Annotated in this window: 17 protein-coding genes and 1 pseudogene; 10 read left to right on the top strand and 8 right to left on the bottom strand. The window is 38.1% G+C overall.

The window, feature by feature from the left end; genetic code table 11:
• Positions 1–37: 37 nt before the first annotated feature.
• Complete coding sequence (locus C7H19_RS13795; protein ID WP_106457461.1) at positions 38–2470, bottom strand: VCBS domain-containing protein; 2433 nt, start codon at positions 2468–2470, stop codon at positions 38–40.
• A gap of 692 nt (positions 2471–3162) precedes the next feature.
• Here C7H19_RS13795 and C7H19_RS13790 point away from each other — a divergent pair.
• The 7 genes from C7H19_RS13790 (at position 3163) to metK (ending at position 9276) form a co-directional block, all read left to right on the top strand.
• Positions 3163–3258 (top strand): photosystem II reaction center protein T, encoded by a 96-nt coding sequence (locus C7H19_RS13790; protein ID WP_106457460.1) that lies wholly within the window; start codon positions 3163–3165, stop codon positions 3256–3258.
• 119 nt (positions 3259–3377) lie between these two features.
• Positions 3378–3917, top strand: a complete 540-nt coding sequence (gene nrdR, locus C7H19_RS13785) for a transcriptional regulator NrdR (RefSeq protein ID WP_106457459.1) — start codon at positions 3378–3380, stop codon at positions 3915–3917.
• Between the two features lie 202 nt (positions 3918–4119).
• Positions 4120–5175, top strand: a complete 1056-nt coding sequence (locus C7H19_RS13780) for a 30S ribosomal protein S1 (RefSeq protein ID WP_106457458.1) — start codon at positions 4120–4122, stop codon at positions 5173–5175.
• 154 nt (positions 5176–5329) lie between these two features.
• Positions 5330–6493, top strand: coding sequence for an ATP-binding protein (locus C7H19_RS13775; RefSeq protein ID WP_106457457.1), 1164 nt, complete (start codon positions 5330–5332; stop codon positions 6491–6493).
• Complete coding sequence (locus C7H19_RS13770) at positions 6490–7173, top strand: hypothetical protein (protein ID WP_106457456.1); 684 nt, start codon at positions 6490–6492, stop codon at positions 7171–7173. The genes C7H19_RS13775 and C7H19_RS13770 overlap by 4 nt, the downstream gene beginning before the upstream one ends.
• A gap of 26 nt (positions 7174–7199) precedes the next feature.
• Positions 7200–7943 carry an HAD family hydrolase gene (locus C7H19_RS13765; RefSeq protein WP_106457455.1) on the top strand — a complete coding sequence of 248 codons (744 nt, stop codon included), beginning with the start codon at positions 7200–7202 and terminating at the stop codon, positions 7941–7943.
• A gap of 70 nt (positions 7944–8013) precedes the next feature.
• Complete coding sequence (metK, locus tag C7H19_RS13760; RefSeq protein ID WP_106457454.1) at positions 8014–9276, top strand: methionine adenosyltransferase; 1263 nt, start codon at positions 8014–8016, stop codon at positions 9274–9276.
• A gap of 50 nt (positions 9277–9326) precedes the next feature.
• Here metK and C7H19_RS13755 read toward each other — a convergent pair whose 3' ends face one another.
• Positions 9327–10187, bottom strand: coding sequence for a polysaccharide deacetylase family protein (locus tag C7H19_RS13755; protein ID WP_106457453.1), 861 nt, complete (start codon positions 10185–10187; stop codon positions 9327–9329).
• 99 nt (positions 10188–10286) lie between these two features.
• Between C7H19_RS13755 and C7H19_RS13750 the strand changes: the two genes are divergently transcribed.
• Positions 10287–11342, top strand: a complete 1056-nt coding sequence (locus C7H19_RS13750) for a D-alanine--D-alanine ligase family protein (RefSeq protein ID WP_106457500.1) — start codon at positions 10287–10289, stop codon at positions 11340–11342.
• 2 nt (positions 11343–11344) lie between these two features.
• Here C7H19_RS13750 and C7H19_RS13745 read toward each other — a convergent pair whose 3' ends face one another.
• The 6 genes and pseudogenes from C7H19_RS13745 to C7H19_RS13725 form a co-directional block, all read right to left on the bottom strand.
• Entirely contained in the window at positions 11345–12541 is a 1197-nt protein-coding gene (locus C7H19_RS13745) for a Coenzyme F420 hydrogenase/dehydrogenase, beta subunit C-terminal domain (protein WP_106457452.1), read from the bottom strand.
• 198 nt (positions 12542–12739) lie between these two features.
• A pseudogene (locus C7H19_RS25705) lies at positions 12740–12930 on the bottom strand (hypothetical protein); the annotation flags it as partial.
• 125 nt (positions 12931–13055) lie between these two features.
• A complete protein-coding gene (locus C7H19_RS13740) occupies positions 13056–13943 on the bottom strand; it encodes an Hpt domain-containing protein (RefSeq protein ID WP_106457451.1) in 888 nt (295 codons plus the stop codon).
• 145 nt (positions 13944–14088) lie between these two features.
• Complete coding sequence (locus C7H19_RS13735; RefSeq protein ID WP_106457450.1) at positions 14089–15300, bottom strand: chromate transporter; 1212 nt, start codon at positions 15298–15300, stop codon at positions 14089–14091.
• Positions 15301–15378: 78 nt separating this feature from the next.
• On the bottom strand, positions 15379–16335 hold the full coding sequence (locus C7H19_RS13730; RefSeq protein WP_245927520.1) for a chromate resistance protein ChrB domain-containing protein: 957 nt from the start codon (positions 16333–16335) through the stop codon (positions 15379–15381).
• Entirely contained in the window at positions 16311–17732 is a 1422-nt protein-coding gene (locus C7H19_RS13725) for a GTP-binding protein (RefSeq protein WP_106457449.1), read from the bottom strand. Before C7H19_RS13725 ends, C7H19_RS13730 begins: the two co-directional genes overlap by 25 nt.
• A 127-nt stretch (positions 17733–17859) precedes the next feature.
• Here C7H19_RS13725 and C7H19_RS13720 point away from each other — a divergent pair, with 127 nt between their 5' ends.
• Both C7H19_RS13720 and rpsD read left to right on the top strand, forming a co-directional pair.
• Positions 17860–18123 (top strand): DUF3146 family protein, encoded by a 264-nt coding sequence (locus tag C7H19_RS13720; protein ID WP_106457448.1) that lies wholly within the window; start codon positions 17860–17862, stop codon positions 18121–18123.
• Positions 18124–18216: 93 nt separating this feature from the next.
• On the top strand, positions 18217–18825 hold the full coding sequence (gene rpsD, locus C7H19_RS13715; protein ID WP_106457447.1) for a 30S ribosomal protein S4: 609 nt from the start codon (positions 18217–18219) through the stop codon (positions 18823–18825).
• Positions 18826–18848: the final 23 nt, after the last annotated feature.

Raw genomic sequence — 18848 nt, 5'->3', positions numbered from 1 at the left:
GTTTAAATCTTATATCTATCTCTAATATTTAAACAGACTAAATAATTACATTTATCCCAACGACTAGATTAGTTGCAGTCACATTATACAGAGTCGCCATTCTGACGAAACTATTAGCCCCACCATCAGTGTCAATTTGTAATAAGGTACTATTTCCTGACTGGAACAAGCGTAAATAACCGTCAGTAACGGGATCAATTTCACTATAGCCGATATTGTCGAATAATTCCGTTAGAATTAGCTTATTTTGGGTATAATCAAACTGATTAATTTTATCGCCAGTTGTTGCAGTGCCGCGATCGCTGATTTGTTGATAGACAATTTGGTTAACCTGTGAACCGCTATAGATGATATCATTACCCGCCCCACCAATTAGTACATTATTACCTGAGCGCCCATAGAGAAGATCATCACCGTCACCGCCATAGATAGTATCTAGCCCATTCCCTCCATAAATGGTGTCGTTTCCATTGCTACCAAAAAGCAGATCATCGCCATTACTAGCCTCAAGGAGATCATCTCCATCATTGCCATCGAGTGTATCATCTCCATCATTGCCATAGAGTGTATCATTTCCGCCCAAACCAGAGACAAGATCGTTACTTGTTAGTCCTCTGATCAAATCATCACCATCACTACCAGAAAGCGTATCAGGGTATTTAGTGCCGATCAGAAATCCCGATACAATCAAATTTAAAGTACCAATATCTGTACCAGCTTGTCCATCATCTAGGGTGTAGTCTAGGCTAAAATTACCGATACTTGTTGGGTTGTAGGTAATAAAATCATCACTGGGATCACTTGGTGTATCGTTATCACTGAGGGTTGCTGTGCCACCCGTAATGTTAGATATGCTGGTAATGCTTAAGATATCTCCATTGGCATCAGTGTCATTGCTTAATAATGAAGACACGGGAATGACGACTGGAGTATTAACATAAATTGTCGCACTATCATCAGTGGCGATCGGTGCAGTGTTGATACCATTAATGGTAATAGTGATGTTTTGGGTTGCACTTCCGTCAATACTATAAATGTTAAAGATTTCGGTTTTGGTAACGCCCGCACCTAGGTACTTTACGGCACTATTAGCAACGGTATAGGTAAAAGCTCCTAGATCTGTAATGCTGAGGCTACCTAAATTTACTCCTACATCTGTAACAGTTGTGCTAAAAAAACTTTCTTCGGTATCAGGATCACTAACGGTGAGGAAACCAGTTGCTGTTAGATCAGGATCACTATCATCTTCACTAACAGATGCACTATTAATTCCTGTAATTGTAGCGATATCGTTTACGCCATTAATAGTAATTGTAACAGTAGTGGTAGCCGTTTCCCCTTTGCTGTCGCTGATAGTGTAGGTAAAGCTGGGGGTTGATACTTCTCCTAGTTTCAAGAAATTATACTGAGCGTTGGGGTCAAAAGTGAAGGTGTTGTCAGCGTTGAGGGTTAGTAGTGCGCCATCTGAGAGTGTGATGGAGCTACCGAGGGTGATAGCAGTGCCGTTGACTTGGGATATACTGAGGGTATCTTGGGCATCTGGATCGCTATCATTAAGCAAAACATTTAAGGTTGTAATGGCGGTATCTTCATCGGTTGTTGAACTATCGTTGACTGCAACGGGAGTTTGGTTATTGATGTAATATTTGAGGATGCCGTTAGATGCTCCAACAACCAGATCTTGATCCCCATCCGAGTCAAGATCAGCTAAAGTGAGCGTGCTGTAAGAACCTACATCAATGCCATTGAAGGGGTTAAGTGTTCCAGTTTGTAATGTATAGACAGGATTGGTAACCGTCCCTGTATTTTGATAGTACTTAAGCTTGCCGTACAATTCTCCGATAACTGCATCAAAATCGCCATCCGAGTCAATGTCAGCCAAGGTGGGTGTACTCCAAGACCCTACATCAATGCCATTAAAGGGGTTAAGTGTTCCAGTTTGTAATGTATAGACAGGATTGGTAACCGTCCCTGTATTTTGATAGTAGTATAAAGTGCCGTCATTTACGCCGATAACTGCATCAAGATCACCATCCGAGTCAATGTCAGCCAAAGCAGGTTTGCTGGCCCCCCCCACATCAATGCCATTGAAGGGGTTAAGTGTTCCAGTTTGCGCGGTATAGACGGGATTGGTAACCGTCCCTGTATTCTGATAGTATTTAAGCTTGCCGTATACTTCGCCGACCACCGCATCAAGGTCGCCATCCGAGTCAATGTCAGCAAAGGTGGGCTTACTGGAAAACCCCACATCAATCTTATTAAATGGGTTAAGTGTTCCAGTTTGCTCCGTATAGACGGGGTTGGTTGCTGTCCCTGTATTCTGATAGTATTTGAGCTTGCCGTATACTTCGCCGACCACCAGATCAAGGTCGCCATCCGAATCAATGTCAGCCAAAGTGGGCGTACTAAAAGCCCCTACATCAATTCCATTAAAGGGGTTTGCTGTGCCAATAAGTTGGACATATAACATGGTTTTTCTCCTAATAGTTTATTAAATAGAAGGTGAAAGAAAACTTTGGTTTACTGGCGAATTCTTGACAAATTATCATTTTTATGATAAATAATTGCTCTATATTTAAAAAAGCGCTCCAGTCAGGGATGTGCTGAAGGCAGCATGGACAATAAAAAGCCTTATTAAAATAGTTTTCGATTACATTAAGTAATTTTTTAATTTAATCAGTAATCGGCTTTGAGCGCAGTGATCTCGCTCACCATCAACCTGTGTTTTTCGTCACACTCTGTAGGGATTTAGTCTCTAAATCTTCTGCTCAATAAAATGCAAAGGAGCAAACTAGGGCAGTTTCTCTGAATCTGATTAGATTTGGGATAAAAATTATAGATGGTTTAGAGATTCAATTTTTACAATATAAGTTTTAAGATAAAATTAAAAAAGGTGAAAAAAATCCCACCTATATTTATTAAGCTTCGTCGTCTGTACTCAAAATTTGAGACACTTTAAAAAATTCCCCTTCTGGTTCAGGTGATTCCTTAAGTAATGCTTCTTGAATACCATAAGGAAATGTGGTATCATCCTAGACTTGTATTGACTAAACTTAGAGCAGAGGGTTTTCGGCTCTGCCATAATTAACGGCTAAATCTATTGATTGTGTTTCAAACTTTGGTAGACTAAAGAGATAGAAGTATTTTTTAGGAATTTTTCACATGGAAAGCGTAGCTTACATTCTAGTTTTAACAATGTCATTGGCTGTTCTTTTCTTCGCCATTGCCTTTCGTGAGCCTCCTCGGATTGAAAAATAATTTTAATCGGGTTGACTCTTTAATTATTGATTCACTCTTTTCTGAGCCGCCTAGTTCTATCATTTTAATAGAAGGCAAGCAACGGCTCGATTTTTCCTATTTTATTATAAGAATCCCTCATGCACTGTCCTAATTGCCAGCATACCGATAGCCGTGTTTTGGAGTCTCGTTCTACTGAAAATGGTCAAAGTGTTCGCCGTCGTCGAGAATGTTTAAAATGTAAACATCGCTTTACGACTTATGAACGGATCGAATATGTGCCGATTAGGGTGATAAAAAAAGATGGTAGCCGAGAATCCTTTGATCGCTCAAAAATTTTACGAGGAATGGTAAGAGCTTGCGAGAAAACCAAAGTTTCTCTTGAAAGGCTGTCCATGATTGTAGACGAGATCGAAACTCAATTGCAACATCGTTTAATACGAGATGTATCTACGCAACAAATTGGAGAATTAGTCCTAAAAAGTTTACGAGCAGAGAATGAGGTAGCTTACGTCCGTTTTGCATCAGTTTACGGCAATTTTCAAGGTATTAAAGATTTTATTTCTACACTAGACCACTTACAGAACTCTTCTGAGCCAAGTGAATCTAATCTAAATTGGAGCGATCGCACAACAAATCAAAACACATCTTCGGTCTTAACACCGAATAATTGTACCTGAAAAGGTCAATAGTGGAGTATAATTATAATTCTGTATCCTAAAAGTTAGACGGGTTAACTATCTTAGAATCTAAGTATAGCACTGCTCATACCCAGAGGAAAAGGGCATCGCAGTTATCCCTTGTTAACTAGCACGGCTAGAAACTGTGAAACGCTACCCAGTCCAACCATTACGGAGAGAACCTTAAGGATAACAAAACTACATGATCAGTCAAAAAACCGCAAAAACTAAAAATATAGGCTTTACTCATGACGATTTTGCCGCCCTTCTAGATAAATACGACTATCATTTCAATCCAGGAGATATTGTTCCTGGAACGGTATTCAGCATGGAGCCGAGAGGGGCTTTAATTGATATTGGCGCAAAAACGGCCGCCTTTATTCCTGTTCAAGAGATGTCCATTAATCGGGTTGATGATCCCGATGAAGTTTTACAATCCAATGAAACCCGCGAATTTTTCATTTTAACGGATGAAAATGAAGATGGACAATTAACTCTTTCAATTCGTCGTATTGAGTATATGCGGGCTTGGGAGAGAGTCCGTCAACTGCAAGCCGAAGACGCTACCGTGCGCTCTCAAGTCTTTGCGACTAACCGAGGTGGAGCCTTGGTCAGAATTGAAGGATTAAGAGGTTTTATTCCTGGCTCTCATATTAGCACCAAAGAAGCTAAAGAAGATTTAGTTGGACAAGATTTAGCCCTAAAATTTTTAGAAGTCGATGAAGATCGTAACCGTCTCGTTCTCAGCCATCGCCGCGCTTTAGTAGAACGGAAGATGAACGGTTTAGAAGTCGGACAAGTGGTGATTGGTTCGGTTCGAGGAATTAAACCTTACGGTGCCTTTATTGATATTGGTGGTGTAAGCGGACTACTTCATATCTCCGAGATTTCCCATGATCATATTGATACGCCTCATAGTGTTTTCAATGTCAATGATGAAATAAAAGTCATGATTATTGATTTAGATGCTGAAAGAGGAAGAATTTCTCTATCAACCAAGCAACTTGAACCCGAGCCCGGTGATATGCTGAAAAACCGACAAGCAGTCATCGATCAAGCGGAAGATATGGCCGCAAAATACCGTGAAAAACTTAGAGCGCAAGCAGCCGGAATTCCCATAGCAGAAGATGTTCCCGATGCAGCAGAAGAAGTTATTTCTTCAGAAATGGAAGTACCACCCGCCCTCGAAGAAGATGCACCAGAAGATGCACCAGAAGATACAGCAGAAAAAGTCGTTATGGCGGGTGCCCAAGAATAAAAACTATCTTTGTTTAAAAAACAAGCAATTAAAAAAGGGGGGCTTTCCCTCTTTTTTGTTATATACTAACCATAAAAAGTAGAGCAAAATCTTTATATTAAATACATTTATACTGCTCACATTCAATTATTAAATTCAAGTTGTAAAAGCAACAATGAAAATTAAAAAGTTAGAATATTACGATAAAGAATATGAGTGGAAGTTAGAACTTGTTGAATTTTTGCCAAATCTAAATCTTTTGGTCGGTATTTCTGGTGCTGGAAAAACTTCGATTTTAAAAGCTATTAGAAGTCTTCAAGCCATTGCTACTGGTGAATCTTTAAATGGTGTTGGTTGGGATGTATTATTTTTAACAGATGAGAATACTGAGTATCGTTGGATTGGCGAGTTTGAAACTCAAGAATCTCAAATATATATTTCTGGAGAAGATGAAGAATCAAAAGAAAAGAATCGTTTTAAAATAATTCAAGAAAATATATATGTAAATAATGATGTAATTTTAGATAGAACTGAAAATAAAATTATTTTTGATAATAAACAAACTCCAAAATTATCACCAGTTACAAGTATTGTTGAGCTACTTAGTCAAGAAGATAAAATTTTACCAATTAGAGATGCTTTTAAAAAAATTATTTTTAGTCAATCTGATGGTGATTTAGAAAATTTATTTATTGGGCCAATTTATAGGTTGAACAAATATGATCAATTAAATATAGATCAGCTAAAAGCTAGTAATATACCAATTGAGGATAAGCTTTTTATAGCCTATCAAAATCATCCGCAAGTTTTTCAGCAAATTAAAGATAGCTTCACTAATATATTTACAAAAGTAGAAGATATAAAAATAGCTTCTTGGAAATCGATTGATTCAACTAATATACCTATTTCTCTTGCTAATTTGTTAAGAGATGCCGCAGTAATACAGATTAAAGAAAGAGGGATAAATCAATGGATTATTCGTAACATTTCTTCAGGAATGCTGAAATCATTAATGTTTATTGCAGAACTTTATTTATCTTCTGAAGGAAGCGTTATATTAATTGATGAGTTTGAGAATAGTTTAGGAGTTAACTGTCTTAATAGTATTACTAATGATATCTTACTTAGTAATTATGATAGACAATATATTATTACTAGCCATCATCCGTATATTATCAACAATATTAGCCCTGAATATTGGAAAATTGTAACTAGAAAAGGTAGTACTATTACTGTCCATAATGCTGAAGATTTCCATATTTCGCCAACTCGACAAAAAGCATTTATTGAGCTAATTAATGTATTAGAAGATTTTCCTGAAGGTATTGATAACGAATGAATCTTTATTTTTTAGTCGAGGGACGAAGTACAGAAAAAAAGCTTTATCCTAAATGGTTACAATATATAGTTCCTAAACTTCAGCGAGTTAAATTGTATACTCAAGTTATTCAAAATAATTATTTTATTCTTAGTGGTAATGGATATCCTAAAATTCTATCAGAGGGAATACCAACTGTAATAGATCATATTCAAGAAGTGGGAAGATACAATTATTTAGTGATTTGCCTAGATGCGGATGAAGATACTATAGCAGAAAGAAAAGATGATGTTGAGCAGTTTATAATAGATAAAAAGTTAGATTTAGGGAATACACAATTAAAAATATTTATTCAAAATAGATGTATTGAAACATGGTTATTAGGAAACAATAAAGTTTTTGATTCTAGACAACCTCGACAAAGTCCGTTATCAGATTATGCACAGTATTATGATGTGTCTCAAAATGATCCAGAAAAATTAGGTTCATATAACCGAAGAAATCATGCTGACTTTCATTATGCTTACTTACAAGCTATTTTTCAAGCTAAAAATACAACTTATACTAAACATTTTCCTGGTGAAGCTCAAGACCAGTATTATTTAGAACAGTTAATAAAACGGACACAACAGCAAAACAGTCATCTTAAATCATTTCAAGAATTTATAAATTTTTGTAGTTTAATTAAAAATAGTATTTAAAATTAATTAATAATTAGGAGAAGATTTTGGTCACCATTCAATGTAAAAATCAAATATTTACAAATATCCAAGCTGTTCTTTTTGATAAAGATGGCACATTAGAAGACTCACAAAGTTTTTTAAGAGAATTAGGCATTAAACGGGCTAGATTAATTGATGCTCAAATACCAGGTATTGGAGAACCTCTATTAATGTCATTTGGCATTTTAGATAATAAGTTAGATTTAACAGGCTTAATGGCAGTTGGAACGCGTCAAGAAAATGAAATAGCGGCGGCGGCTTATATTGCAGAAACGGGGCGAGGCTGGTTTGAGTCAAGAGCGATCGCGCACCATGCCTTTCAAGAAGCCGATCAATACTTACAAAGAAATCCTCGTACATCTCCGATTTTTGCGGGTTGTCTAGACGTATTAAAAGCACTTTCTCAGGCAGGTTTAAAGTTAGGAATCCTTTCGGCTGATTCAACGGCTAATATCCAGCGTTTTGTCGAACATCATCAGTTAAGTGACATCATACAATTCATGAGCGGAGCAGATCAAAGATTTAAAAAACCCGATCCAGCCTTATTTTTACAAGCGTGTCAAATCTTAAATGTTGAGCCACAATTAACTTTAATGGTTGGCGATGCACAAGTTGATATCGAAATGGCAAAACAAGCCAATGCAGCCGGAGTCATTGGCATTTGTTGGGGACAAAGTGCCGCATCAATCTTAAAAAACGCCGATGTAATCATTTCTCATCTCGATCAGATTTCAATTCTTGACGCTTGATGTTAACCTATATGGAAATATTCATTAATATCTAAAACCGAATTCTGTACCCAAGTGAGGCTTAATCAAATTGTCTAGACGCTACTTATTTACTTCCGAATCTGTTACCGAGGGACATCCTGATAAGATCTGTGATCAAATTTCAGACACTATTTTAGATGCTCTCTTAGCTCAAGATGATCATAGTCGGGTTGCCGCCGAAGTCGTAGTTAATACGGGTTTAGTGCTCATTACTGGAGAAGTAACCACAAAAGCGCAGGTTAACTTTGTTGACTTGGCGAGAAAAAAAATCGCTGAAATTGGCTATATAGATGCCGATAATGGTTTTTCGGCTAATAGCTGTGCCGTTTTAGTCGCACTCGATGAACAGTCTCCCGATATTTCTCAAGGAGTCACCGCAGCCCAAGAACACCGTGAATCTCTTAGTGATGATGAACTCGATAAAATTGGTGCAGGTGATCAAGGGTTAATGTTTGGTTTTGCTTGTAACGAAACCCCCGAATTTATGCCCTTGCCCATTAGTTTAGCTCATCGAATCGCTCGTCGTTTAGCAGCAGTTCGCAAAACAGGAGAATTACCTTATTTGCGTCCCGATGGCAAAACTCAAGTATCTGTAATCTACGAAGATGGAAAACCAGTCGGGATTGATACGATTTTAATTTCGACGCAACATGATGCGGCTATTGGTGAGATTACCGATAATAACGAAGTTCAGAAAAAAATTAAAGATGACCTAGAAAAAGCTGTTGTACAGCCCGTTTTCGCTGATATTGACGTTAAACCGGATAACGATACCAAATATTTAGTGAATCCGACGGGTAAATTTGTCGTTGGTGGACCCCAAGGCGACGCAGGATTAACAGGACGTAAGATTATTGTAGATACTTATGGTGGTTATTCCCGTCATGGTGGTGGTGCGTTCTCTGGTAAAGATCCTACAAAAGTCGATCGCTCGGCGGCTTATGCTTGTCGTTATGTGGCTAAAAATATTGTAGCTGCGGGTTTAGCGGATAAGTGTGAGGTACAAGTGAGTTATGCTATTGGGGTAGCTCGTCCTGTTAGTATTCTCATCGAAACCTTTGGCACTGGTAAGGTTGATGAAGAGATTTTATTAGAATTTGTCACCCAAAATTTTGAATTACGTCCTGCGGGAATTATTCAAACCTTTAATCTGAGAAGTTTACCAGCCTCTAGAGGCGGACGTTTTTATCAGGATGTCGCAGCCTATGGGCATTTGGGGCGCAGTGATCTCGATTTACCTTGGGAACAAACTGACAAAGCAGAACTCTTGAAATCTCTTTTAAAAACAACTGCTAGTGCAGCCCGCACCTAATCATGTGTTTGGAGACCAAATTCCTACATTATTTGTCAAGACGATTTGGTTTAATACCGTTTAGCGAATTGAATGAGGTTTTCTGGCCAATCCTTTTTATAAACTCCAATTCGAGGAATTTTGTAGGGGTTAGTAAAAAACAATAAATTTCTTAAACGACTGTTGAAAAGATAACCAGATTGATAATAATTAGAGGTTATTTTTTCAACATTTTTATTGACTTTATTGTAAGGATATGCTATGTGTTGAGCAACAATTTTACTATAGGGCAAATTAGAAATACAGGTTTTTAAAGCTTGTTGAGATTCTGATAATTCATATTCTAATTCTTGGGGCGTAAGGCGAGTTACATCAACATGACTATAGCCATGAGACTGAACATCATAAAATCCTAGTTCTGTCCCTCGTTTTAAGTCTTCACATTTTAGATACTTAACTTTTTTTTGTGAATCATCGCTATTCATATGTTTAGGATTAATAAAAAGAACGATTTTGATAGGCTTATTTGATTGTTGTTGAAGTTTTTGCAGTAAAGGAAGTAAATACAGATCAATATTTTTATAGCCGTCATCAAAAGTTAGCATGACAGGTTTACTGTTTTGCTTGTCTTCGGGAATTGTTTTAGATTTGCTTACGAAATAATCATAAAATTCTTGAGTTGATAAAAACCAGTAATCATTTTTAACTAAATATGTTAGTAGTTTTTCGATATTCTGTAGAGAATAATCAAGAGAAGAGGATCTTGAGGGCATTTCATTAGGACGGTTTTGCTCAATAATGCCATGAAAGCCAAAAACAGGTAAAGGTAAAAGAATAAATTGAAGAATACTGCTAATAGATATAACACCAATTAAAACAAGTGCAAATAAATTGAAGATAATATTTTTGCGAACAATAAATAATCTAAACATCTAATCTAATCAAAAAGAAACTAACTTGATCTTATTGCGTCTAGCTAATTTACTGATAAGATAAATTATCTTGAATGAGTTACGTTAATGGTTGATGCTATGAGTAAATTAAAAATTGGTCTATTATTTGGGGGACGTTCTGGAGAACACGAAGTATCGATTAATTCAGCAAGAGCGATCGCAAAAGCCCTACAATCAGATAATAATCAAAATAAATACGAAGTTTTCCCCATATATATCGAAAAAAATGGCGTTTGGCAAGCCACAGATATCGCACAACACGTTTTAGACTCAGCGCAACCTCTTTCATCTGATACAGCGACTCCGCAACAACTTTGGCAGTTTCCTCCACAAGTCACAGAAATTGATGTTTGGTTTCCTATTTTACACGGGCCAAACGGCGAAGATGGCACACTACAGGGTTTACTCGAATTGATGCAATGTCCCTATGTGGGTAGCGGGGTTCTCGGTTCTGCGGTGGGAATGGATAAAATAGCCATGAAAACTGCTTTCGCTGCGGTGGGTTTACCCCAAGTCAACTATATGGCAATTACCCGCGCTCAAATTTACTCAAATCCTTGTGTATTTCCGAAACTATGTGACGAAATCGAGCAAAATCTCAGTTATCCTTGCTTTGTTAAACCCGCTAACTTGGGTTCATCGGTGGGTATTAGTAAAGCGCGTACTCGTCAAGAACTCGAAAAAGCGCTGGATCATGCGGCAAGTTACGATCGTAGAATTATTGTAGAAGCGGGTGTTATTGCTCGTGAGATAGAATGTGCCGTTTTAGGGAATGATAATCCCAAAGCGTCAGTCGTTGGCGAAATTACCTTTAATAGCGATTTTTATGATTATGAAACAAAATATACAGATGGATGTTCTCAAATGTGCATTCCCGCAGCAATTCCATCTCATATTTCAACTCAAATTCAAGAAATGGCGATAAAGGCTTTTACTGCGGTAGATGCAGCAGGAATTGGGCGAGTTGACTTTTTCTATGTAGAAAGCACAGGTGAGGTGTTTATTAATGAAATTAACACCTTACCCGGTTTTACAGCATTTAGTATGTATCCTCAGATGTGGCAAGCATCAGGGGTATCTTTCCCAGAATTAGTAGATCAATTGATCCAATTAGCCTTAGAACGTCATACCTAGACTTACTTTTCGGGTAATTCATATTGACTGACAATTCGTTTAGCATATTCGGGTACATGAGATTCTAATTTCTCTGGATAATTGCGCTTGAGATAAAGATAATTGCGGGTGAAATGGGAATCAATGGAAAAACGGGCATATTCTAAACCTTTGGGCCCGATTTTTTCAATGACTATACCCATCATTTTCGCAGCCCACATCGGTAGGGTAACGCCTTTGTCATAGGCAGGAATACTGTTTTGTACTGCGGCTTTTCTGTCTCCACTAGACATCACAGGTTGAGTATCTAGCTGATCTTGGACTAACTCTAACATTTCTCGTCCCGTTTCATTGCGTATTAGAATCCATTGCCACCCAAAAGGCGCACCCATATAGCCAACGACTAAATCAGCCAAAGAGTTAACATAATCAAAACAGGACATACAAGAGGGTGCGAAAACATCTTTTAATTCTTTAGTATTTAAGCCAAAAAAGGGGACTTTTTCGATTGAGCCGTCTTCATGCTTAAAATGTACCCGAAAATCTTGCATGAACTCATAATGAACGACTGTATCGGGTGATTTACTGGTGGTTTCGAGAAATTTCTGTAACCCCGCACGAGAAACATTATCGACGCAAGGTGTCCCTAAAATATAGAGTTTTTCTAATCCTAATTGTTTTTCGACTGCTCTTAGTGCTTGAATTTGGCATCCAACACCGATGACTAAAAGGCGTTTCATGCCCGATTTTTCAATCTCTTCTAATACCGATAAATTAGGGGATAAAGTAGGTTTATTGACTCTAGCGGCTAAGATTTCTTCTGGTGTACGGGCTAGAATGGGTGCAGGTTGAAAACGGTCTTCTTGAGTATTTTGCACACAAACCACGCCTTCTACGAACCCTTGGGTAAGCATTTCACAGGCAATAGTACTAACGATACCAGTCCATTGCGCCCCATCGATCGGTTGTTTCTTTTTCGCTGCCATCATATCTAGATGTACACCAAAATATAGTTCATTAGAACTATCTAAATCTCGACTTCTGCTATGTGCTTGTTCTTCTAATTCGGCAACTTGTTGATGAATAAAGGCACAAGCTTCCTTGACATAATGTACATAGTATGTATCACAGAGTCCGCATTCGCTACAAAGTTCTTTAGCAGGGCGACGACTTCCATTTTTTAGGGCTTTTGCTTTTTTGTGAGGTGCAACCAAGGTCATAAATATTAAGTATAGTAAGTTGTTAACTGACTTTTGCTAACAATTGTTTACCTTACCCTAGAACCTCACCCAATTGTCAGGCTTTTTAAAGAAGTTAACAGTTTATTCGTTTTCGTTGGTATCTTTTGAGTCTTTCAATTCCCGTAATATTTGCGCGATATCAGCTTGTCGCTCGTCTATTTGGTCAAAACGGTTTTAAAAGTCGGACTGTATCTCATAAAAATCTGACATCGAACGAGTCAAATGTCCTAAGAGTTGATAGAGTCCTTTTCGGTCTTTTTGCCATTCTTCGCGGTCTTTTTGCCATTCTTGTTTTTTAAATCACTGAAGCTACCTGTTAAGGCTTGAATTGCTTTAGCATTAGATGCAATAAGTTGTCTGATTTCTTCATCGCTCATTGATGATACGTCCTATCAAGAAAAATTTTTTGATGTTCCCCAGAAGTACGAAGTCTAGGGAGCCAATTCTATTATGTAATTAAACTCAATCGAGTGACGCAACAGTGTACTATTTTTTACTGAGCAGATTGCAAAAGTTGGATAATTTGTGACACTTGCTGTTGATTGAACATTTGCAAAAGAGTATTAGCGACTGATTTGGGTTCTAAAGTAACTAATATTTGCGGTAGTTTCGCAGCAGCAAGATATTGTAGTTCTGTACTAGGAGTAATTCTTTGATTTTGTCCCAATTCGATAAAATCACTGGCCAGTTTTAACTCTTTAATAATAACAGGCGCTAGTGTATGATAACTATGTTTAGGATTTGCGATCGCTGTTTGTGCCATTTTAATCAGTTTTTGCCAACCCGAATCATGAGGAGCTAACTGTCCAAGTTGAGTACAAAGGTTTTGGAGTTGCTGACGAGTAGCGGTATTGGCTTCAAGTTTAAATAGTTGTAACATTTGTTTTAACAAATCTCTAACTTTTGTTCCCCAATCTTTTTGTACTTTTTCATTTGGAGACGTTTTTGGTACGCCACTTGGGGTTAAAAGACTTGCGAGGTGATTTTGTAACTCGCCAAAAGTCGGTTCAACTTGACTAATAATTGCTTCTGCTTCATCATCTTGTAATCCGAATGGCCCTTGTAATTTCTCTATCAATTCATTGAGTGCATCATAACTTTTAAGTAGTAACGATTCTAACTTTTGATCGATAGTTACACGGTGTTCTCGCAATACTTTAAAAGCATCTTCAAGACGATGAGCAGTTTTTTGGATGCGATTGTATCCTAACATTGCTGCACCCCCTTTAATCGAATGTGCGGCACGAAACATCTCATTTACTTGCTCTGCATCATTCGCTGTCGCAGATAAATTGAGAATACCCTGCTCAATGGTTTCTAAATGTTCTTTGGATTCTTCAATAAAAAAGCCGAGAATCTTTTGTGTATTTACATTATCCAAAATTGTTAACCCCCTTTGCCCAACTTCATTCGGCAGAGACTCTACTGATAGATTTCCCAGTTTGAAGAGTTAAAGTAACAATCTCACTTAAATTTCTTAAAGAAAAAAAAGTTTACAATGATTGATTTCAAGGCGCATCATCATATTATGGAGAATGATGAATTAACGGATAAATCAATAATCCTACTAAAGCCGCCCCTAAAACCAGTAAAGGTTCAGGTAATTGTTTCTTAAACTTCCAAAGCAGAGTTAAACTAACCAAAGCTATAATAATCGTTGGCCAGTCAACGAGAGTTCGTCTTCCTAAAACAATGACTGCTCCCGTAATTGCGCCAGTAGCAGCAACCGTAACACCTTTGACAAAAGCAGCAATACTCGGCTGTTTGCCATGCTTTTTAAAATAGGGTGCAGGAATAATCGTGAGAAAATAACAAGGCAGAAATGTAGCTAAAGCAGCAACACAAGCACCAGCAAAACCAGCGACCAAAAAACCGATAAAACCCGTTGTAATGACAACTGGACCTGGTGTAATCATTGCTACAGCAACAGCATCCAAAAACTGCTTATCTGTAAGCCATTGAAACTCTTTAACAACACCACCATACAAAAACGGTACAATTGCCAAACCACTACCAAAAACAAACGCCCCTGCTTGGGCAAAATATAGGAAAATTTTCCCTAATATTCCATTATTAACCGCAGGAATTCCGCTTTGAGCCAATATCCATAAAGGAGTTAAAGAAATTGAAAAAGATTTTGACCCTTTAAACCAGTCTTTGGGCGGTGCTTCGGCTAACCAGACTAAAATCCCTGCTACTAAAAATGTCCAGATAATTTCTGATTCAGTAATTACAGTAATTGCCACATTAATCAGATAAATCACCCACAATAGCCACCCTTTGACCATTTTTTGGCTAAGTTTGTAAGAACTATTTGCAATGATGCCAATGACGCAAGCTCCCACACCATAAAAAACCGCTTGCATCCAGCTAATGCCACCATAACGGGTATACGTCCAGCCCAATGCAACAACTATTACAAAAGACGGCAAAACAAAAGCCAGCCCAACTAAAGTAGCTCCCAAGATGTAATAGTGAACATAACCGAGATAAATCGCTAATTGTGCAGCTAAAGGGCCTGGTGCAAGTTGAGAGAGTGCTAATCCATCAGCATAGTCTTTTTCAGAAATCCATTTCTTTTTTTCGACTAAATCTTGGTGCATATAGCCCACTAAAGCAATAGGGCCACCAAAACCGATAGAACCTAATTTGAGTGCATAAAGAGTGATTTGCCACAAAGAATAAGGGACTGTTTCGGGAGACTCTAATAAAATCTCTTCCTCTGGATGATTGTTCATGATTAGATTGCACCAACAAAAATACTTTTTCTGTATTAATGTAAAATATATTGCTATTCAATGCAACAAATATTACATTTATTTTTTGAGTTGGGAAAAAGCCAAATACAAACCCTCAAACAACTGATAGCCTCTGGTTTCTAACTCGGTATCTGATAAGTTTGCCAGTAACCATCCTCTAACAATTGTTTCAACCCCCATAGCTTCGGGTGATAGATAAATTCCATCTTTTAAATCTAGTTCATGAACCATCATCGCTATCGACTGCAAAGCGGAGTCTTCTAAACCAAACCGTAACAACATCGTCTCAAAACTACATAAATTACCTTGATGGCTAAATTCTGCTTCTTTCATATCAAAAGCAATTTCAGAGGGCTGAGGATGTAGAGAATATCGGATAATAGCATAAGGATTAATAAAACGACGAATCAGCCAAGCACAAGCTAAACGGTCGATAAAAGGACGAGGACGAGTAACCCATTGTTTATCGTGATAGTCTGATAAAAGAACTGAGATCGAAGAATTAACTAAAGAAGGTTGTAGTAATTGCTCAATTCTTCTCAGACGAATCGCCACAGAAGTCGCAGCAGGACAATCAAAAAAATCAATATTAAGGATTTCTGTATAACGTTTCCGAATTTTAGTGAGCTTTTCTCGTATTTGCTCTTTAATAGCTGCTTCTAGCTCCGTATCAATCGTATTTTCTATCTCAGTAGCTTTTTGCTCAATTTCCCCATAATCATCATAGCGAGCATCTCGAAACAGTTGGATAAGTTGTTCATCGCTTAAACCCTCAAACTGTTCGACATGAATAACTAAAGCTTCTCCTTTTGCTTGTTGTACTTCCTGTGCTAACCATTGAAAAGCTTCGATACATTCATCTTTCGCCGGCAAAACATAAACCCCTGTTTTAACGGTTATCGCACCAATACGGCGTAAGCGTCGCCACAGAGTTACTCTAGGGCTAGATGGCGTTTTTGATGGCAGAGAATAGGAGAAAACCAGCCAATTCATAGCCGTTGTTGCAATTCCCATTTAATGCGGTTTAAAATCGATGTTTCGTCCAAAGAGTCCAAAATGCTCATAACTACTGCTTTCGGACCGTCTGGCCCCCAAGAAGCCCCATTAGCAAGATACTTTTTAGTCACCTGTCCAATGGCATAACAAGAAACTCCCGCGACACCAGCTTGTGTGATGGCAACAGAAACATAGGGAATGAGTGAAACCCCTGCTGTCGGAATAGCCGATAAACTCAGTAACCCTTTGAGAGAACTTAATCCTAACGTCGCTAAAAACTCCGAAGCGCTGATACTGCCCATACTAAAGCCAATTTTTTGTAGTAAAGAAATTGCGCCTTGTTGAGTCATCGGCATCCCATAAAGATGAGATAAGGCTAAAATCATTGCCACATCAATGATAGCACCACTGAATAAATCAATGACTGTTACTGGATTAAGTGCGATCGCTACAGCTTTTGTCATAACCGCTTTTTGGATTAGTTGATTAGCCGCTTCTTCTCGAATCACTAATTTACGTTGTACAATTTGTTCGTTCACTTCATCGGCGTACAACATCGTATTTAGTGCGACTAAGGATTTACCCTCACGATGTAAAATTTCTAAAATCTTGAGTTTTAAAGCATCAACTTGGGATTTAGAGCGAATCTTTTTACTTTTTATTTTGCCGTCTTTGTCTTTAATAACTTCTGTTACCAAGGGAGACGCAGCCACCATGACAATTTCATCGGGTGAGAGTAATTGTTTAACTCGCTCATCTCTGATTTTATGATAAATAGCCATGCGATCGGCTTCCGGATATTGATCAATTTTATTAAAAGCCAAAATCATCGGTTTACCCGCTTCTCGCAACTGAGACAACGCATCATACTCGACTTTAGTAATATCTCCTGCCACAATAAATAATATTAAATCGACCTGTTTTGCCATTTCCTTAGCTAAAAGTTCTCTGGTTTCGCCGTCTACCTCATCAATTCCAGGTGTATCAATCAATTGAATTTGAGCATTCCCCATTCCTGAAATAATTAATTTTTGGACTTCGGGATAATTTTCATCCTGTGTGAGTTTCCAGTTAGCCGCATCAACCGAACGAGTCACCCCATGTAAAGGGCCAGTAACAAATATTTCTTGTCCGAGGATAGCATTAAGAACCGATGATTTACCGCGTCCTACCATACCAAAAGCGGCAATTTGTACAACCGATTGCTCCATTTTTTCTAGCATTGAAACTAGATGAGCAATATTTGATTCTAAACCGATTTTTTCTTGTTCACAAAGATCAATATGAATGACCAAATTTTTTAGAGAATCTTGCGCTTGTTTATAGTTGATTTCTTCTTGAATGGCTTCTACATCAAGGATTGCTTGATTGATATCTTCCGAATTCCAATGATCAAGAAAAAGAGGGTCAGTCATAGAACACTCTTATTGAGGACACTAATTCCTATAATAATCTTCTCATCTCAAGATTGATGGGACTGACATTGAACTGAGGATTTGTTATCTTGAAATTTGATGAGCAAATTATAACTACATAGCGATCGTGAGTGCGAAAAAACGACCCGAAACCACTGCCTACGTTAGAATTACTCAACAATCTTGGCAACAAGGTAAACTCGAAGGAGAAGTTAGAACCGAGTTCTATCAATGGCGTTTTCAATGGCATTTTCAGAGAGGGCATCTCGCTGTACAACCTTCATTAGGACGCGCCCTTATTCTTGAACCCCTCGGCCGTTTTTTAGAACGTTACGATTATCAGCTAGAACCAGGCGGCGATTATCAATTTACAGTACGCGCTAGGTTATAATGATAGATCGTGTCCCTGACTTACCTAAAGTTGGGGGAAAAGACATATAATTATAGTTTTGGGATAAATTTTAAACAGGAGAAAATTGCTTATATGTCTCGTTATAGAGGCCCTCGCCTAAGAATTGTACGTCGTCTGGGAGATTTACCCGGATTGACTCGTAAAAATGCCCGTCGCGCCTATCCCCCAGGACAACACGGACAAAACCGCAGAAAACGTTCAGAATATGCGATTCGTTTAGAAGAAAAACAGAAATTACGTTTCAACTACGGTGTTAGTGAAACGCAATTAATTCGTTATGTTCGTCGCGCCCGTCGCGCTACAGGTTCTACGGGTTTAGCTTTGTTGCAAATGTTAGAAATGCGCTTAGATAATACTGTTTTTCGTATGGGTATGGCGGGAACAATCCCCGGCGCTCGTCAGTTAGTTAATCATGGTCATGTGACGGTTAATGGTAGAGTTGTTGATATTCCTAGCTATCAGTGTCGCCCTGGTGACGTGATTGGGGTAAAAGATCAAGATCGTTCCCGTAATCTAGTTAAAGCGAATATGGAGTATCCAGGTTTAGCAAACCTCCCCAGTCATTTAGAATTTGATAAAAACACCCTCGTCGGCAAAGTTAACAGTGTAATAGATCGAGAATGGATTGCACTTAAAATTAATGAATTGTTAGTTGTTGAGTACTACTCTCGTATGGCTTAAGCAAACCAAGATATTTAGACAGG

It is taken from the genome of Aphanothece hegewaldii CCALA 016, from assembly GCF_003007785.1.
Taxonomy (GTDB): domain Bacteria; phylum Cyanobacteriota; class Cyanobacteriia; order Cyanobacteriales; family Microcystaceae; genus Chroococcus; species Chroococcus hegewaldii.
Note: the sequence above shows the minus strand (reverse complement) of the source record. Positions and strands in the feature narration are given on the sequence as shown.